Raw genomic sequence first — 15,800 nt, forward strand, 5'->3', positions numbered from 1 at the left:
GGTGGGCATGACGAAGCACATGCCGACCAGACTTCCCGGCGCACCTGAGGTTGCGATCTTTTTGGTTAGCTTACCTAAGGATGCGCCTCGGTGCATCCGCCGATGTCCACGGTACGTACTCGAAGGGCACCCGGCGCGGGCTGCGCCGGGTGCCCTTCGACGGCCGTGCTCAGTCCTCGCTGGGAGCGGCCGGGAGCTTCGCCTGGATGAGGTCCATGACGGTCGAGTCGGTCAGCGTCGTCACATCACCGAGCTGGCGGTTCTCGGCGACATCGCGCAGCAGCCGGCGCATGATCTTGCCGGAGCGGGTCTTCGGCAGCTCGGCCACCGGCAGGATCCGCTTCGGCTTGGCGATCGGGCCGAGCGTGGCGCCGACGTGGCTCCGCAGCTCGGCGACCAGGTCCTCGGTCTCGGCCGCCGTACCGCGCAGGATCACGAAGGCGACGATGGCCTGCCCGGTGGTCTCGTCGGCGGCACCGACGACGGCCGCCTCGGCGACGGAGGGGTGGGAGACGAGGGCGGACTCGACCTCCGTGGTGGAGATGTTGTGGCCCGACACGAGCATGACGTCGTCCACGCGGCCGAGGAGCCAGATGTCCCCGTCGTCGTCCTTCTTGGCCCCGTCACCGGCGAAGTACTTGCCTTCGAACCGCGACCAGTACGTGTCGATGAACCGCTGGTCGTCGCCCCAGATGGTGCGCAGCATCGACGGCCACGGCTCGGTCAGCACCAGGTAGCCGCCCCCGCCGTTGGGCACCTCGTTGGCCTCGTCGTCGACGACGGTCGCCGAGATGCCGGGCAGCGGCCGCTGCGCCGACCCGGGCTTGGCCTCGGTGACGCCCGGCAGCGGGGAGATCATCATCGCCCCGGTCTCGGTCTGCCACCAGGTGTCGACGACCGGGGTGCGGTCGGCTCCGATGTTCTTGCGGTACCAGACCCACGCCTCGGGGTTGATCGGCTCGCCCACCGAACCCAGCACCCGCAGGCTGCCGAGGTCGAACTTCGCGGGGATGTCGTCGCCCCACTTCATGAACGTACGGATGGCGGTGGGCGCCGTGTACAGGATCGTCACCCCGTACTTCTGCACGATCTCCCAGAAACGGCCCTGGTGCGGCGTGTCCGGGGTTCCCTCGTACATCACCTGCGTAGCGCCGTTCGCCAGCGGCCCGTACACGATGTACGAGTGGCCGGTGACCCAGCCGACGTCGGCGGTGCACCAGTAGACGTCGGTCTCCGGCTTGAGGTCGAAGACGGCGTGGTGGGTGTACGCGGCCTGGGTGAGATAGCCGCCGGAGGTGTGCAGGATGCCCTTCGGCTTACCCGTCGTACCGGACGTGTAGAGGATGAAGAGCGGCTGCTCGGCGTTGAACGCCTCGGGGGTGTGCTCGGCGGACTGCCGTTCGACGATCTCGTGCCACCAGACGTCGCGGCTGTCGTCCCAGGCGACGTCCTGGCCGGTGCGCCGTACGACGAGCACGTGCCGGACGTCGTCCACCTTGCCGATCGCCTCGTCCACGGCCGGCTTGAGCGCGGACGGCTTGCCGCGCCGGTAGCCGCCGTCGGCGGTGATGACGACCTTGGCGTCCGCGTCCTGGATACGGGTGGCCAGCGCGTCCGCCGAGAAGCCGCCGAAGACGACGGAGTGGGCGGCGCCGATGCGGGCGCAGGCCAGCATCGCGACCGCCGTCTCCGGGATCATCGGCATGTAGACGGCGACCCGGTCGCCCTTTTGCACACCCAGTTCCAGCAGCGCGTTGGCCGCCTTGGAGACTTCGTCCTTGAGCTCGGCGTAGGTGACGGCGCGGCTGTCGCCGGGCTCGCCCTCGAAGTGGATGGCGACCCGGTCACCGTGCCCGGCCTCGACATGCCGGTCGACGCAGTTGTACGCGACGTTCAGCTCGCCGTCCTGGAACCACTTCGCGAACGGCGGGTTCGACCAGTCCAGCGTCTGCGTCGGCTCCTTGGCCCAGGTCAGCCGACGGGCCTGCTCGGCCCAGAAGCCGAGCCTGTCAGCCTTGGCCTGTTCATACGCCTCCGCCGTGACGTTGGCGTTCGCGGCCAGGTCGGCGGGGGGTGCGAACCTGCGCTCTTCCTTCAGCAGGTTGGCCAGGCTTTCGTTGCTCACGACATCTCCCTTTCCCAGGGTGTCCGTTGTGTCCCAGGCCACAGCTCATCAGACCCGAGGGCCCGATGACAAGGGTCGACGGAAAATTGGTTTAGACCTGTGTGCGGGCGGGTTCCGGAGCCCCTTCGGGCACCCGGGGTCATCCGTTCCCACGGACGCGCAAGGGAGGAGGTTCACGTCTGTTATCCCTTTCACACCCGGGCTGAGGCGCAGCTGAGGCCGACGCCCCTCACACGTGTCGCCGTCGGTGGAGCCGTGCGGCCCCGTGCCGAACGGGACCGCACCGCGCCCGCGCGCCTCACGCCGACAGGTCGGCCACCCTCACGTCGTCGAACACCTCGTCACCCTGGCCCTCCATGAGCAGGTAGGCCTGAGCCTCACCCACGTGGAAGTACATGCCGTGCAGCTCCAGCTCACCGGCGCGCAGAGCCCTGGCCACCGACTCGTGGGCGCGCAGATGATCCAACTGCTGGACCACGTTGGTCAGACAGAGCTGCTCGACCGCGTCGGCCGGCGCCCGCCCGGCGAGTCTGGCCCACGGCCGGCTCTCGTCGGACACCCGCTCCAGGCTGGGTCGCCCGTGCCGCAGCCACCGCCTGAGCGGGGTCTGCGGATCGCCGGGTTCGGAATTGAGCAGCGCCTGCATGGCCCCGCACCCGGAGTGCCCGCACACCGTGATCGACCGCACCCGCAGCACGTCGACCGCGTACTCGATCGCGGCCGCCACCGAGTCGTCCCCGCTGTCCTCACCGGGCAGCGGAACGAGGTTGCCCACGTTGCGCACCACGAACAGGTCACCGGGACCACTGGAGGTGATCATCGAAGTGACCACCCGGGAGTCGGCACAGGTGAGGAACAGCTGGGAAGGCTGCTGCCCCTCACGCGCCAGCCGTGCCAGCTCGCCCCGCACCAGGGGTGCGGTGTTGCGCTGGAACGCGCTGATGCCGCGAGCCAGTTGATGCGAGCTCGGGCGGCTCCCGTCGGATCCACCGGAGGTCTCGGCTCTGCTTTCCCCCGGGCGGTCGGGGCGGCCCGGCACGTCGTTCCCGTTCGGCCCGGCGGCCGCGCTCGCTGCACCGGTTCCGCCGAACCCGTCGGCCGTGCCGGGCTCGGCCGGGGCGCCGGGGGAACCGGGGGGACCGGAGGCGCGGGAAGTCCCGGAACCGTCGGGGTGACCCGCTCCCTGGCCTTGAGCCTGCCCGGAGAGACCCTCGGGCCTGTCGTGGGGCTGGATCGACTCCGGGATCTCGCACTGGTGGTTGCGCCAGGGCGTCCAGGGGTGACAACGGCAGTCCGCGGACCGGGCCACGGCCTTTCCGGGGTCGAGGTGGAGACCGATCGGAGTGGTGGGCTCACCGATCCGGACTCCGGACCTGCGGCCGACCAGCTCGACGGAGCCGCCGTGCGCGGTGTGCGTTTTCTGCCAGTCCTGCAGGGACTCGTACGCCGCGTGGTCCATGAACGACCCGTCCAACTCCACGACGGTGCGGGCGCCCTGTGGCACGAGGTGCAGGGCCCGGCTGAGGCGCGGCACCGCGAGGAACGTCAACTGACCGCGTACGTGTACGTGATGGACTCCTTCCTTCTCGTCGTGCGTGATCCGGGTGCGGGTGAGGCGGTGCAGGGCGACGGTCACGGCCATGGCGATCCCCAGCGCCACGCCCTCCAGGACGCCGAAGCACACCACGCCGAGGGTGGTGACCGCGTAGACCAGCACCTCACGGTGGCGGGTCACCGTGCGGATGTGGTTCAGGGACACCATCTGGATGCCGACGGCCATCACGAGGGCGGCGAGCGAGGCGAGCGGGATGAGCTCCAGGATCGGGACCATCAGCAGCGTGGCGATCACTACGAGAACGCCGTGCAGCATCGTGGAGTTCCGGCTTACGGCACCGGAGTGGACATTCGCCGAACTCCGCACGGCCACACCGGCGACGGGCAGTCCACCGAGCGTGCCGGAGACGATGTTGGCGGCGCCCTGGCCCAGAAGTTCCCGGTCCAGATCGCAGCGGCCGACGCGGGCGGGCAGCCCGGGACGCGCTGCCGCCATCTTGTCCACGGCGACCGCGCCGAGCAGCGACTGCACACTGCACACCAGCGTGGTGGTCAGCACGGCGGCGATCACGCCGAGCACCGGGCCTTCCGGCATTCCGGCCAGGGCGTGGCTGCGCCACGACGGAAGGTCCACCTTGGGCAGGGTCAGGCCGGCGAGCGAGGCGGCCGAGGAGGCACCGGCGACGGCGACGAGGGCCGGCGGGATCTTGCGCAGAACGCGTCCCGCCGGCCCCGGAATCCGCGGCCAGAGCAGCAGCAGGGCCAGGGTCAGCGCGCTCACCGACACGGCGGCGGGCTGCAGCTCGGCCAACTGGGCGGGCAGCACGCGCAGGTTGTCGAGAACGGAGCTGTGGGGTGTGCCGCCGACGACGATGTGCAGCTGGGCGACGGCGATGGTGACGCCGATGCCGGCGAGCATGCCGTGCACGATCGCCGGGCTCACCGCGAGCGCGCCGCGCGCCACCCGCAGAGAGCCCAGGCCGAGCTGGGAGAGTCCGGCGAGGACGGTGATGGCACAGGTCGTTCGCCAGCCGTACTGCTGGATGAGGTCGGCGGTGACCACGGTGAGACCGGCGGCGGGTCCGCTGACCTGGAGCGGGGCGCCACCGAGCCAGCCGGCGACCAGTCCTCCGACCGCGGCGGCGACCAGGCCGGCCTGCAGGGGGGCGCCGGTGGCGAGGGCGATGCCCAAGGACAAGGGCAGTGCGATCAGGAAGACCGCGATCGAGGCCGACACATCGGCGCCCGCGATGCCGTGGCGGCGGTGCGGGGGTGGCGGCGGGCTGGGGGGTTCGTGGGTGCGCTCCGCTCGACTCGGGTCGTCGGCGCGGGTGGGGACGCAGGCGGACATGTTTCCCGTCTCCTCCGGGGCAGCGCGGTCGCGGATCTGGTGGTCCCCCGCTCGGGGCGAGGGGTCGGGTCGCGGCCGTGTGGTCACGGCATGCAGCGGCGGGATGCATCAACAGTCAGTAAACGGATCGTAATGCAGAGTAAAGGGCTGGAATAGGTTTTCCGAGCAAATGGACTAATAAATCCCCCTGAAGGGTGAAGTGGTCGATTAGTCGGCTTGTCGTACTAATTCCTTCTCTGTCCCATGCGACCTTGGCGGCGCTGTCGCCACCCGAGAGAAGGAAGGTGGACGGAACATGGCCGCCACCCGCAGGATCGCCGTCCCCAGCAGGACCACTGCGACACACGGGACCACTGCGACGCGCAGGATCGCCGCGGGCACCGCGATCGCCGCGGTCTGCGCCGCATCGCTCACCGGTTGTGCGACCGGCGCCGACCCTGCCGGTCGGGGAGCGTCAGGACCGCAGAAGGCGAAGCCGGCGGCGCCCGCGCCCAGGAGCGCCGTCCGACTGATCGGCGACGGATCCACCGCCTACACCGGAGCGCAGCCCCACCTGCCCACACCGGAGCGGTTGCCGCCCGGCCAGAAGCCCCCGCAGTTCGTGGTGTTCAGCTGGGACGGAGCAGGCGAGGACAGTCAGAAGCTGTTCTCTCACTTCCGTGGGGTCGCCAAGGCCAACAACGCGACCATGACGTACTTCCTCAGCGGCGTGTACATGCTTCCGGACCACAAACGTGACCTGTATCGCCCGCCGCAGCACTCGCCGGGCCGCAGCGACATCGGCTTCAACGACGAGGAGGGCATCGCCGCCACCGTGAGGCAGCTGCGTCTGGCCTGGCTGGAGGGCAACGAGATCGGCACCCACTTCAACGGCCACTTCTGCGGCAGAGGTGGCGGAGTCGGGGAATGGTCGGTGGAGGAGTGGAAGGACGAGATCGTCCAGGCGAAGAAATTCGTGAAGTCCTGGAAGACCAACACCGGCATGACCAAGGCGCCGCCCCTGCCCTTCGACTACGACAAGGAACTCATCGGGGCGCGCACGCCCTGCCTGGAGGGCCGCAAGAACTTCGTCAGGGCTGCCCGCCAGATGGGCTTCCGCTATGACTCGAGCGGCGTCAACGACCAGGTCTGGCCCGCCAAGCAGGGGGGCCTGTGGGACCTGTCGATGCAGCTGGTGCCCTTCCCCGGGCATTCCTACGAGCAACTCACCATGGACTACAACTTCATGGTCAACCAGTCGGGCACCACGAGCCAGGGCGACCCCGCCAAGCACGACTTCTGGGGTGACCAGATGCGTGACGGGCTGCTCATGGGATTCCGCCGGGCCTACCACGGCAACCGCGCACCCCTGATCATCGGCAACCACTTCGAGTCCTGGAACGGCGGCACCTACATGCGTGCCGTCGAGGAAGTCGTCGAGGCGGTCTGCAACAAGCCCGATGTGCGGTGCGTGTCTTTCCGGCAGCTCGCCGACTGGCTCGACGCACAGGACCCGCTGACCTTGCAGAAGCTGCGCACGCTGCGCGTCGGCGAGGCGCCCAAGCAGGGTTGGGCGTCCTTCCTGTCGGATCACCCGGCGCCGGCCCCGAAGGGGGCGCCGGGGGCGCCGGCGGTCAAGCAGTAGGTGTCAGAGGGGAGTTGTCCGCGGACAGCGCGGCGGCGCTCTCGCCGAGCACGAAGCCGGGGTCGATCTGCTTCGCCAGGTCGGCCCCGGTTCGCTCGTTCCCCCAGGTCCGGGCGTTCTTCAGATGGAAGTGCACCATCTGGCGCGTGTAGCGCTCCCAGTCCCGCAACCCGTACGTGGCGTCCACGGCCGTGTGCAGCCGGCGCAGCGCGAGCCGGTCGGCGTCCTCCAGGAGCTCGAACCGGGGTGGGCGGCCCTTCTCCATGGCGCGCACCCAGTCCGAGTGCCCGACGGTCACGAGCAGGTCGTCCCCTACCTCTGCGCGAAGGAAGTCCAGGTCGTCCTGCCCCTGCACCTTGTTGCCGACTACCTTCATCACGACACCGAAGTCCTGGGCGTACTCCTTGTACTGGCGGTAGACGGAGACCCCCTTCCGGGTCGGCTCGGCGACGAGGAACGTGATGTCGAAACGGGTGAACATGCCGGAGGCGAAGGAGTCCGAACCCGCTGTCATGTCGACCACGACATACTCATCGGGGCCGTCCACCAGGTGGTTCAGGAACAGCTCCACCGCTCCCGTCTTGGAGTGGTAGCAGGCGACCCCGAGGTCGGAGTCCGTGAATGAGCCGGTGACCATCAAACGGACGGTGCCACCGTCGAGTTCCACCGGCTGCGCGCAGGCGTCGTACACCGGGTTCTGCTCACACACCCGCAGCAGTCGCGAGCCCTCACCGGGCGGTGTGGTCTTGATCATTGCCTGGGCGGAGGCGATCCGCGGGTTGGAGCCGCGCAGGTAATCCTTGATCAACGGCAACCGCTCGCCCATCGCGGGCAGCGCGGCGGCCTCCGCCTCGTCGAGACCGAGCGCGACCCCCAGATGCTGGTTGATGTCGGCGTCCACAGCGATTACCGGGGCGCCGGTCGCGGCGAGGTGGCGGACGAACAGCGAGGACAGCGTCGTCTTGCCGCTGCCGCCCTTCCCGACGAAAGCAATTTTCATGTTCACGAAGCGTAGTGCTCCGATCGCTTTGTGTGGCAGCCGTGCGTGAAGAAGGCCACTCGATCGTGGGGTGGGGGCCCCGGGTGCGTAGTGTCGTACTCATGAGTACGACAGGTGCGACCGCGGATCCGCTCGCTGCCCTCGGTGCACTGCCCGGTGTGCCCGAGTCCGTGGAGTCGGTACGCAAGGCCGTGGACCGGGTCTACGGGCATCGGATCATGCGGCGCCGCAGCAACGAGATCACCTCCGAGGCGGCCCTGCGCGGCGCTCGTGGCACGGCGGCGCTGTCGGGGGCCGACTGGGCGCTCGAAGAGGTCCGTCGGCGTACCGACTTCAGCGTGGACGACGAGTCACGCGTCATGGGAGCGGCCCTGCGGCTGACCGCCGAGGCGGGTCAACTGCTGTCCATCTGGCGGCAGTCGCCGCTGCGGGTGCTGGCCCGGCTGCACCTGGTGGCGGCGGCCGACGCGGACGACAGGGTCGGACGCCCGCGCCAGGAGGGCGAGCCGGTCGACGAACCGCTGGTCGAGTCGGCGCCGCCGGGTGCGGCGGAGGTGCACGGGCGTCTGGAGGGTCTGTCCGAGCTGATCATCGCCGGCAGTTCTGCACCCGCCCTGGTGACGGCCGCCGTCGTACACGGCGAACTGCTCGCGCTGCGTCCCTTCACCTCGCACAACGGCCTGGTCGCGCGTGCGGCCGAGCGCATCGTCCTGGTCGGCAGCGGCCTCGACCCCAAGTCCGTCTGCCCGGCCGAGGTCGGCCACGCCGAACTGGGCCGCGCGGCCTATCTGGCTGCGCTCGACGGCTACGTCTCCGGCACTCCTGAGGGTATGGCCGCCTGGATCGCGCACTGCGGCAAGGCGATCGAACTGGGGGCGCGTGAGTCGACGGCGGTGTGCGAGGCGCTGCAGCGCGGGGCTGCGTGACGCACGCGCGCGCGGGGCGCCGTACGGCGTGGACGCCCCGGGTGCGAAAAGAGCCCTGCGAGGGGCTCACATAAGTTGCGGCGGTACGAGGATTCGTACCGCCGCTGGCATGTTCATCGGGTTACCAAGCGTCCTCGATATATTGCCCATCAGGTCGGGAACTTCGCCCGTCACCTGGTGCGGCTGGCCCGTAATCGACGGGTCGACGTCGCGTGGGTGCCCAATGTCCATGCTCGGTCCGTGGGGCCAAATGCGTATTAAAGGTGATCCTCTCGGATGTCCTTGGTCTCGCGGGCCGTTGAGTCATTTGTACTCCAGGACCCCAACCAAGTGGAAGGCCTGGCTGCACTTCTTTACTTTTGCTCTCAAAGACGCGTCAAACGGTCATCGATGTGTCGAACGAGGCACGCGAGACCGGCGAGTACCGGCCACGGGGCTACGCGGGTACGGGCCACGGGGCCGCGCGAGTACAGGCCGCGGGAGTGCAGGCCGCACGCGACCGGCGAGTGCGGATCAGGCGAGTGCCGCGCGGCGTCGGCTGGCGTACCAGACGAGGCCCGCGGTGGCCGCTGCGGCCCCTATGGCCGCCGCCGCGACCAGGGCGGGGCGCGGCGGCACGGAGAAGGAGGGGATCCGCTGCTTGAGTCGGACCGGGCGGTGGAAGTCGAGAATCGGCCACCCGCGCGCGAGGGCCTCGCGGCGCAGCGGACGGTCGGGGTTCACGGCGTGCGGATGGCCGACGGACTGCAGCATCGGCAAGTCGGTGGCGGAATCGCTGTACGCGTAGCAGCGGTCGAGGTCGTAGCCCTCGGACTGGGCCAGCTCCCTGATCGCCTCGGCCTTGGTCGGACCGTAGGCGTAGTACTCCACCTCCCCCGTGAAGCAGCCGTCGTCGCCCACGACCATGCGCGTGGCCACCACGCGGTCCGCGCCGAGCAGCTCGCCGATCGGCTCGACCACCTCGGCGCCGGAGGTGGACACGATCACGACGTCACGGCCGGCGGCGTGGTGCTCCTCGATGAGGGAGGCGGCCTCGTCGTAGATGATCGGGTCGATCAGGTCGTGCAGCGTCTCGGCGACGAGCTCCTTGACCTGCTGGACGTTCCAGCCGCGGCACAGCGCGGACAGGTACTCGCGCATGCGCTCCATCTGGTCGTGGTCGGCGCCACCGGCCAGGAAGACGAACTGGGCGTATGCGGTACGCAAGACGGCCCTGCGGTTGATCAGGCCGCCTTGGTAGAACGACTTGCTGAAGGTGAGCGTGCTCGACTTCGCAATGACCGTCTTGTCCAGGTCAAAGAAGGCGGCTGTGCGGGGCAAGGAGCGGTTTTCCACGCTGCAGAGCATAGGGGCAGCCCATTCGGCGTAAGGTGGGCGCGTGGGTTTGCCTGAGAGGGCTCTCGGGTACACCATGGAAGTCACGGATCGTTCGCGACCGTGCTAACCCGGTCCGACTCCTCCCCCCCCGAGTCGGCCGTGGAGACGACCCCCGCTCTCCCCCCCGGCGGGGGTCGTCGCATGTCCGGGTGGGTTTTCCTCTTCTGAGCGCGGCCGTGGGGCCGGGTCCGGGCGGCTTCGGCCGCCTCTTCGGCATGCAGCCAATCCGTGACTGTGCGTAGTCGTCGCGCTGCTCTGCGGAAGTCGCACACGGGTGGGTGCGTGGGTCACCGGTATGGGTGACGGCGATATTCACAGCGGTCGAGTTGTCCACAGTTATCGACCAAGATCCACACGATTTCCGGGATCGCTGCACCGTGATTCCAGCGCGCTCCGCTCGGACCGACTTCATGGCCGGTTCTGCTTAGCCGGGCGTGTTTGGCCGGTTCCTATCGGCCGTTCATATGGAGACCGGTTGCCGGTTCTTCACACGTTTGGGAATCGCGGGGCCGCAGCGCCACGCGAGTGATGCAGCGAAGGGGGACGGAAACCGTGACCGCAACCGTCACAGATGATCCGCCGCCCACCGCCTCCGGGCGGCCGGGCAAGCCGTTGATCGTCACGGAAGACGCCGAACTGCTCGACGACCTGCTGCGCCTGTGCGCGGCGGCCGGTGCCACACCCGAGGTCCATCACGGGGTGCCCGAGCCCAGGGGCAGGTGGGAGGCGGCGCCGCTCGTCCTGGTCGGCGACGACGCCGCACGCCGTGTGCGAGGGGCCGGACGCAGAGGCGCGGTGGTGCTGGTCGGCCGGGACCAGGACGACCCGGGGGTCTGGCGCCGCGCCGTCGAGATCGGTGCCGATCACGTCCTGATGCTGCCTGACGGGGAGCAGTGGCTGGTCGACCGCATCGCCGACGTCGCCGAGGGCGTCGGCAGGCCCGCCCTCACGGTCGGGGTGATCGGCGGGCGCGGCGGTGCGGGAGCCTCCACGCTCGCGTGTGCCCTCGCGGTCACCGCCGCGCGTGAAGGGCTGCGCACGCTGCTCGTGGACGCCGATCCGCTGGGTGGCGGGCTCGATGTCCTGCTCGGCGGCGAGGCTGCAGACGGACTGCGCTGGCCTTCGTTCGCCGGCTCACGCGGGCGGCTCGGCAGCGGTGCCCTGGAGGAGTCGCTGCCGGAGCTGCATTCCCTGCGGGTGCTGAGCTGGGATCGCGGGGACTGCCTCGGCGTACCCGCGCAGGCGATGCGGGCGGTGCTCGCCGCTGCCCGGCGCCGGGGTGGCGCGGTCGTCGTAGACCTGCCCCGGCGGATCGACGACGGCGTCGCCGAGGCGCTCGTCCAACTCGACGTCGGGATCCTGGTGGTGCCCGCCGAACTGCGCGCCGTCGCCGCGGCCCGACAGATGGCCTCCGCGGTCCGGATGGTGCTCGGGGATCTGCGAGTGGCGGTACGCGGTCCGTACGCGCCGGGACTGGACGACGACGAAGTGGCCCGGTTGCTGGAACTGCCGCTTGTGGGCGAAGTGCCGGTGGAGTCAGGTCTGTTGCGGCCCCAGGAGGGCAAGGCGCCGCCGGGAGCCGCGGGGCGTGGGCCGCTGGCGCGGTTCTGCCGCGAGTTCTGGGAGCGCGCTCTGCTGGAGGCGAGGACGGCATGAGCGGAGACGGCACGAGCGGAGACGGCACGAGCGGGGACGGCATGGGTACGGCTGTGGGGCTCGACTGGGTGAGCGGGAGCACGGCGGGGTCGGTACGGGCAGCCCCCGCGCGGTGGAGGTCGGGCGGGAAGACGGCAGGCAGGGCGCGTAGGGCCGCGCCGCGATGGGCGGTGGGCGAGGACGTGGGCGGCGTGGCGAGGGAGGGCGCCGCGCGGGCGGTGCGGGCTCGGGGTGTGCCGGCTGCTGCGGGGCGCGTGCCGGAGGACCGGGGCCGTCCGTCCGCTGCTCGGTCGGGCCCGTCGGCATCGAGGTGGGCGTCGGACACGGAGCCGACAAGGCCGCCACGGCCGACAGGGCCGGACGGGCAGGCCGGGGCGGGTATGCCGACCGGGTTGCTCGACGGGGTGCGGCAGTGGCTCGCCGAGAGCGGGGGAGAGCCGACGCCCTCGCGCGTGGCGCAGGCCCTGCGCGAACAGGGCAGGGTGCTCGGCGACGCCGAAATCCTGGGCGCGGCACAGCAGTTGCGCTCCGAGCTGGTCGGGAGCGGCCCGCTGGAGCCGCTGCTCACCGACCCCTCGGTGACCGACGTGCTGGTCTCGGCGCCGGACCGGGTCTGGGTGGACCGAGGCGGCGGCCTGGAGCTGACCTCCGTCTCCTTCCCGGACGAAGCGGCCGTACGTCGTCTCGCGCAACGTCTCGCCGCGGTCGCCGGGAGGCGGTTGGACGACGCGCGGCCCTGGGTGGACGCCCGTTTGCCCGACGGGACTCGCCTGCACGCCGTGCTGCCACCGGTCGCCGTCGGCTGTGCCTGCCTGTCGCTCAGGGTCGTGCGGCCCCGGGCGTTCAAACTCGACGAGTTGGTCGCGGCGGGCACAGTGCCACCTGGCGGGGATCGGGTGCTGCGGGCGCTGGTCGACGCGCGGCTGTCCTTCCTGATCAGCGGCGGCACGGGGAGTGGCAAGACCACGCTGCTCAGCGCCTTGCTGGGACTGGTCGGCCCCGATGAGCGGATCGTGCTCGCCGAGGACTCGGCGGAACTCAGGCCGGACCATCCGCATGTCGTACGGCTGGAGAGCAGACCCGCCAACCAGGAAGGCGCCGGACTGGTCACGCTCCAGGACCTGGTGCGGCAGGCGCTGCGAATGCGGCCGGACCGGCTGGTCGTGGGCGAGGTGCGCGGACCCGAAGTGGTCCATCTGCTGGCGGCGCTGAACACGGGCCACGAGGGAGGCTGCGGGACCGTCCACGCGAACGCGGCGGCCGACGTACCGGCGCGCCTTGAGGCGCTCGGCACGGCGGCCGGACTGGACCGGGCCGCGCTGCACAGCCAGCTGGCGGCCGCGCTGTCGGTCGTACTCCATCTCGTACGTGACCGGGACGGGCGGCGGCGCATCGCCGAGGTGCATGTGCTGGAGCGGGACCCGTCGGGGCTGGTGCGAACCGTGCCGGCGCTGCGGTGGGGCGCGGAGGCCTTCGCGAGCGAGCGGGGGTGGGAGCGGCTGCGGGGACTGCTACGAGGCGCGGGCGATGAGGGGCGCCAGGGCGTGAGGTGAGGGTTCGGCGATCGTGAGGGGGCCGGTGGGCTGTATGGGTGAGATGTCGTTGGGCGCGGCGGTGATGTGTCTCGGGGCGGTCGTCTGCCTGCTGGGCGGGCAGGACTCAGGGGCCCGGCGGGCGCGCTTGCTCCTGGCGGGCGGTGGGACGGTGGGAATCGGGCCGCCCGACTGGCGGCGGATGGTCCGGGAGCTGAGGCAACTGCGCGGGCGGCTTGGGGCCGAGTGGTGGGCGGCGGTCGTCGGGCTGGCGCTGGGCGTGCTGGGGTCCTCGGTGCTGCCGGTCGTCGCGGGGGCGGTCGGAGTGCCGTTGCTGCGGAGAGCACGGCTGGTGAGGGAGGCGAGGCGGGCACGGGAGCGTCGAGGGGGCGCCGTGATCGACCTGTGCGGGGCGCTCGCCGGCGAGGTGCGGGCAGGGAGGCAGCCGGGGGAGGCGTTGCTGCGGGCGGCGCGGGACTGCGATGGGCTCGGGGAAGCACAGGCGGCGGTGTTGGCGGCGGCGCGGTTCGGCGGAGATGTGCCGGGCGCGCTCGCCTGCGCGGCACGGCAACCGGGTGCCGAGGGGCTGTCGGGCCTGGCAGCGTGCTGGCGGGTCGCCGTGGACCAGGGCGCGGGACTCGCTGCCGGCCTCGACCGGCTGGAAGGGGCGTTGCGCGCCGAACGGGACCGACTCGCCGACCTGCGCGCCCAGTTGGCAGGGACGCGATCGACCGTGGCGATGCTCGCGGGGCTGCCCGCCTTGGGGCTGCTTCTCGGTGCCGCCATGGGGGCCGATCCACTGCGGGTGCTGTTCCACACCGGAGCCGGACTCGGCTGCCTCGTGGTCGGCGGGGCGCTGGAAGGGCTGGGGATGTGGTGGGCACTGCGGATCGTGCGAGGGGCGGAGGCGGCGTGAGGAGTGGTGTCGCGCCGGAGTGTCAGGGGGTTCGGTGGCGTGGATGCGGACGTTGTCCACAGGTTGGGGGCGGTGGTGAACGTGGAGTTTGTCCACAGGCTGGGGGTAGCCGTATGCGTTGCCCCGGCCGTCTGGGGGTTGCTGCGGTGGCCCGTGGCCGCCCGTCATGAAAGAAGAGTCCGGCGGCGACTGGCCGCCATGCTGACGGGTGCGGAGGGGACGTCGAAACGCCCACGGTTCGACGTTCGGCGGCGGGTGCGGCAGTGGCTGCCCGTGGGAGCAGTTGTCGGCGCCGGTTGGGTGCTGTTCGGCGGTGCCGCCGGGCCGGCGGTGGGGCTGTTCGTCGCGGGTGGGTTGTGGCTGTGGCGGCGTCGGCAGGAAGCCGCCGAAGGCGCCGAGGAGGCGCTCGACGCCGGCGAGGTGGCCCGACAACTGCCGCTGGCGGCAGATCTGTTGGGAGCCTGCATCGCGGCGGGCGCCGGGCCGGCGATCGCGGCGCAGGCCGTGGGCGATGCCCTGGGCGGCCCTGTCGGGGACCGGTTGGCGAAGGGCGCTGCGGAGGTGCGGCTCGGCGGTGCGCCGGCGGAGGCGTGGCAGCGGCTGGCTTCGCTGCCGGGGGCCGGGGCTTTGGCGCGGTTGCTGGAGCGGGCCGATGTGTCGGGGCTTCCGGCGGCCGGACCGGTCGCGCGGCTCGCCGCGGATGCTCGCGCCGACTGGGCGCGCAGCGCCACGGAACGGGCCAGGCGGGCGGCCGTGATGGTCACGGCACCGGTTGGTCTGTGCTTCCTTCCGGCCTTCATCGCGATCGGTGTGGCGCCGGTGGTGATCGGCCTGGCGGGCGGGGTGTTGGGAGAAGGCGGTGGATGAGAAGGGAGAGGTGGCAACGGCCGCGGATCAGGAGTGGGAGATCGGCGGCGGGCGTACAGCGGACAGGCGTTCGTCGACGGAAGGCGAACGGCAGACGACCAGCAACTGCTTGCAAGACAGCTGCGTTCAAGTGGAACCGGACCTCACGGGGGTTGAGATGTGCAAGGCGGTACGGGCGCGGATGCGCGCCCTGGTGTGCGGGATGCGGGCGGCGCGGAGGGACGAGGGGATGGTCACCTCCGAGTACGCGATGGGAATCGTCGCGGCCGTGGCGTTCGCCGTGGTGCTCTACAAGGTCGTGACGAGCGGGCAGGTCAGCGAGGAGTTGCAGGCCATCGTGAAGCAGGCGCTCGATGCGCGGATGTGAGCGGGACATCGAGGAGCGCAGGTCCAGAGCGGCTCCGGGACGCGGGGCCGACGAAGGGTTCGTGACGGCCGAGTCGGCTGTTGTGCTGCCCGTGCTCGTGATGTTCGCGATGGCACTGGTGTGGGGTCTGCTCGTGGTGGCCGCGCAGATCCAGTGCGTGGACGCGGCACGGACCGGTGCCCGCGCGGCGGCCCGGCAGGATCCGGCCGACGCCGTCGTCGAGGTGGCGCGAGAGGCGGCACCGCGCGGTGCGACGGTCACCGTCGGCCGGGAGGGGGACGAGGTTCGCGTCACCGTCGTCGCGCGGCCGCCGTTGTTGCGCGGGCTTCCCTTCGAGGTTCGGGAGGAGGCCGTGGCGTCGGCGGAGGAGATGGTGGGGGCGGGGACGTGAGGAGAGACGTCGGCGGCGGCCGCCGAGGGGCCCCCGCAGGGCAACGATTCGGGCGGGCGGTGGCACGGGGAGCGCGCCCCGACCACGCCTCTGTCGTCGACCGGGTCGGAGACC

The 15,800-nt window shown here is 71.0% G+C and carries 12 protein-coding genes; 8 read left to right on the top strand and 4 right to left on the bottom strand.

Annotated features, from left to right (window positions below; genetic code table 11):
- Window positions 1–169: 169 nt before the first annotated feature.
- Both acs and ACWCPI_RS29095 read right to left on the bottom strand, forming a co-directional pair.
- Window positions 170–2,125 carry an acetate--CoA ligase gene (gene acs / locus ACWCPI_RS29090; protein WP_451040935.1) on the bottom strand — a complete coding sequence of 652 codons (1,956 nt, stop codon included), beginning with the start codon at window positions 2,123–2,125 and terminating at the stop codon, window positions 170–172.
- A 298-nt stretch (window positions 2,126–2,423) separates the two neighbouring features.
- A complete protein-coding gene (locus ACWCPI_RS29095) occupies window positions 2,424–5,030 on the bottom strand; it encodes a bifunctional SulP family inorganic anion transporter/carbonic anhydrase (RefSeq protein WP_451040936.1) in 2,607 nt (868 codons plus the stop codon).
- 295 nt (window positions 5,031–5,325) lie between these two features.
- On the opposite strand from ACWCPI_RS29095, the gene ACWCPI_RS29100 reads away from it, so the two are divergent.
- Complete coding sequence (locus tag ACWCPI_RS29100; protein ID WP_451040937.1) at window positions 5,326–6,654, top strand: hypothetical protein; 1,329 nt, start codon at window positions 5,326–5,328, stop codon at window positions 6,652–6,654.
- On the opposite strand, the gene ACWCPI_RS29105 is transcribed toward ACWCPI_RS29100, so the two are convergent.
- Entirely contained in the window at window positions 6,644–7,654 is a 1,011-nt protein-coding gene (locus ACWCPI_RS29105; protein ID WP_451040938.1) for an ATP-binding protein, read from the bottom strand. The genes ACWCPI_RS29100 and ACWCPI_RS29105 overlap by 11 nt on opposite strands.
- A 101-nt stretch (window positions 7,655–7,755) precedes the next feature.
- Here ACWCPI_RS29105 and ACWCPI_RS29110 point away from each other — a divergent pair, with 101 nt between their 5' ends.
- Window positions 7,756–8,580: a Fic family protein gene (locus tag ACWCPI_RS29110; protein WP_451040939.1), complete on the top strand. Its 825-nt coding sequence runs from the start codon at window positions 7,756–7,758 to the stop codon at window positions 8,578–8,580.
- A gap of 513 nt (window positions 8,581–9,093) precedes the next feature.
- Here ACWCPI_RS29110 and ACWCPI_RS29115 read toward each other — a convergent pair.
- The gene (locus tag ACWCPI_RS29115; RefSeq protein ID WP_388804259.1) at window positions 9,094–9,927 is read right to left on the bottom strand and encodes an HAD family hydrolase; all 834 of its coding nucleotides are present in this window, start codon (window positions 9,925–9,927) and stop codon (window positions 9,094–9,096) included.
- 558 nt (window positions 9,928–10,485) lie between these two features.
- Between ACWCPI_RS29115 and ssd the strand changes: the two genes are divergently transcribed.
- From ssd to ACWCPI_RS29145, 6 genes are all read left to right on the top strand, one after another.
- Window positions 10,486–11,613, top strand: coding sequence for a septum site-determining protein Ssd (gene ssd, locus ACWCPI_RS29120; protein ID WP_451041025.1), 1,128 nt, complete (start codon window positions 10,486–10,488; stop codon window positions 11,611–11,613).
- Between the two features lie 380 nt (window positions 11,614–11,993).
- Window positions 11,994–13,166: a TadA family conjugal transfer-associated ATPase gene (locus ACWCPI_RS29125; RefSeq protein WP_451040940.1), complete on the top strand. Its 1,173-nt coding sequence runs from the start codon at window positions 11,994–11,996 to the stop codon at window positions 13,164–13,166.
- Between the two features lie 34 nt (window positions 13,167–13,200).
- Window positions 13,201–14,061 carry a type II secretion system F family protein gene (locus ACWCPI_RS29130; RefSeq protein WP_451040941.1) on the top strand — a complete coding sequence of 287 codons (861 nt, stop codon included), beginning with the start codon at window positions 13,201–13,203 and terminating at the stop codon, window positions 14,059–14,061.
- A gap of 75 nt (window positions 14,062–14,136) precedes the next feature.
- Window positions 14,137–14,928, top strand: coding sequence for a type II secretion system F family protein (locus ACWCPI_RS29135; protein WP_451041026.1), 792 nt, complete (start codon window positions 14,137–14,139; stop codon window positions 14,926–14,928).
- A 157-nt stretch (window positions 14,929–15,085) separates the two neighbouring features.
- Window positions 15,086–15,295, top strand: coding sequence for a DUF4244 domain-containing protein (locus ACWCPI_RS29140; RefSeq protein WP_451041027.1), 210 nt, complete (start codon window positions 15,086–15,088; stop codon window positions 15,293–15,295).
- Window positions 15,282–15,686, top strand: a complete 405-nt coding sequence (locus tag ACWCPI_RS29145) for a TadE family type IV pilus minor pilin (RefSeq protein ID WP_451040942.1) — start codon at window positions 15,282–15,284, stop codon at window positions 15,684–15,686. The genes ACWCPI_RS29140 and ACWCPI_RS29145 overlap by 14 nt, the downstream gene beginning before the upstream one ends.
- Window positions 15,687–15,800: the final 114 nt, after the last annotated feature.

Source organism: Streptomyces sp. NPDC001920, assembly GCF_053594495.1.

Excerpts from the sequence above, each read along its gene's own strand:
- ACWCPI_RS29095 (WP_451040936.1), bottom strand. The coding sequence starts at position 5,030 with ATGTCCGCCTGCGTCCCCACCCGCGCCGACGACCCGAGTCGAGCGGAG.
- ACWCPI_RS29100 (WP_451040937.1), top strand. The coding sequence starts at position 5,326 with ATGGCCGCCACCCGCAGGATCGCCGTCCCCAGCAGGACCACTGCGACA.
- ACWCPI_RS29105 (WP_451040938.1), bottom strand. The coding sequence starts at position 7,654 with ATGAAAATTGCTTTCGTCGGGAAGGGCGGCAGCGGCAAGACGACGCTG.
- ACWCPI_RS29110 (WP_451040939.1), top strand. The coding sequence starts at position 7,756 with ATGAGTACGACAGGTGCGACCGCGGATCCGCTCGCTGCCCTCGGTGCA.
- ACWCPI_RS29115 (WP_388804259.1), bottom strand. The coding sequence starts at position 9,927 with ATGCTCTGCAGCGTGGAAAACCGCTCCTTGCCCCGCACAGCCGCCTTC.
- ssd (WP_451041025.1), top strand. The coding sequence starts at position 10,486 with ATGCAGCGAAGGGGGACGGAAACCGTGACCGCAACCGTCACAGATGAT.
- ACWCPI_RS29125 (WP_451040940.1), top strand. The coding sequence starts at position 11,994 with ATGCCGACCGGGTTGCTCGACGGGGTGCGGCAGTGGCTCGCCGAGAGC.
- ACWCPI_RS29130 (WP_451040941.1), top strand. The coding sequence starts at position 13,201 with ATGGGTGAGATGTCGTTGGGCGCGGCGGTGATGTGTCTCGGGGCGGTC.
- ACWCPI_RS29140 (WP_451041027.1), top strand. The coding sequence starts at position 15,086 with ATGTGCAAGGCGGTACGGGCGCGGATGCGCGCCCTGGTGTGCGGGATG.
- ACWCPI_RS29145 (WP_451040942.1), top strand. The coding sequence starts at position 15,282 with ATGCGCGGATGTGAGCGGGACATCGAGGAGCGCAGGTCCAGAGCGGCT.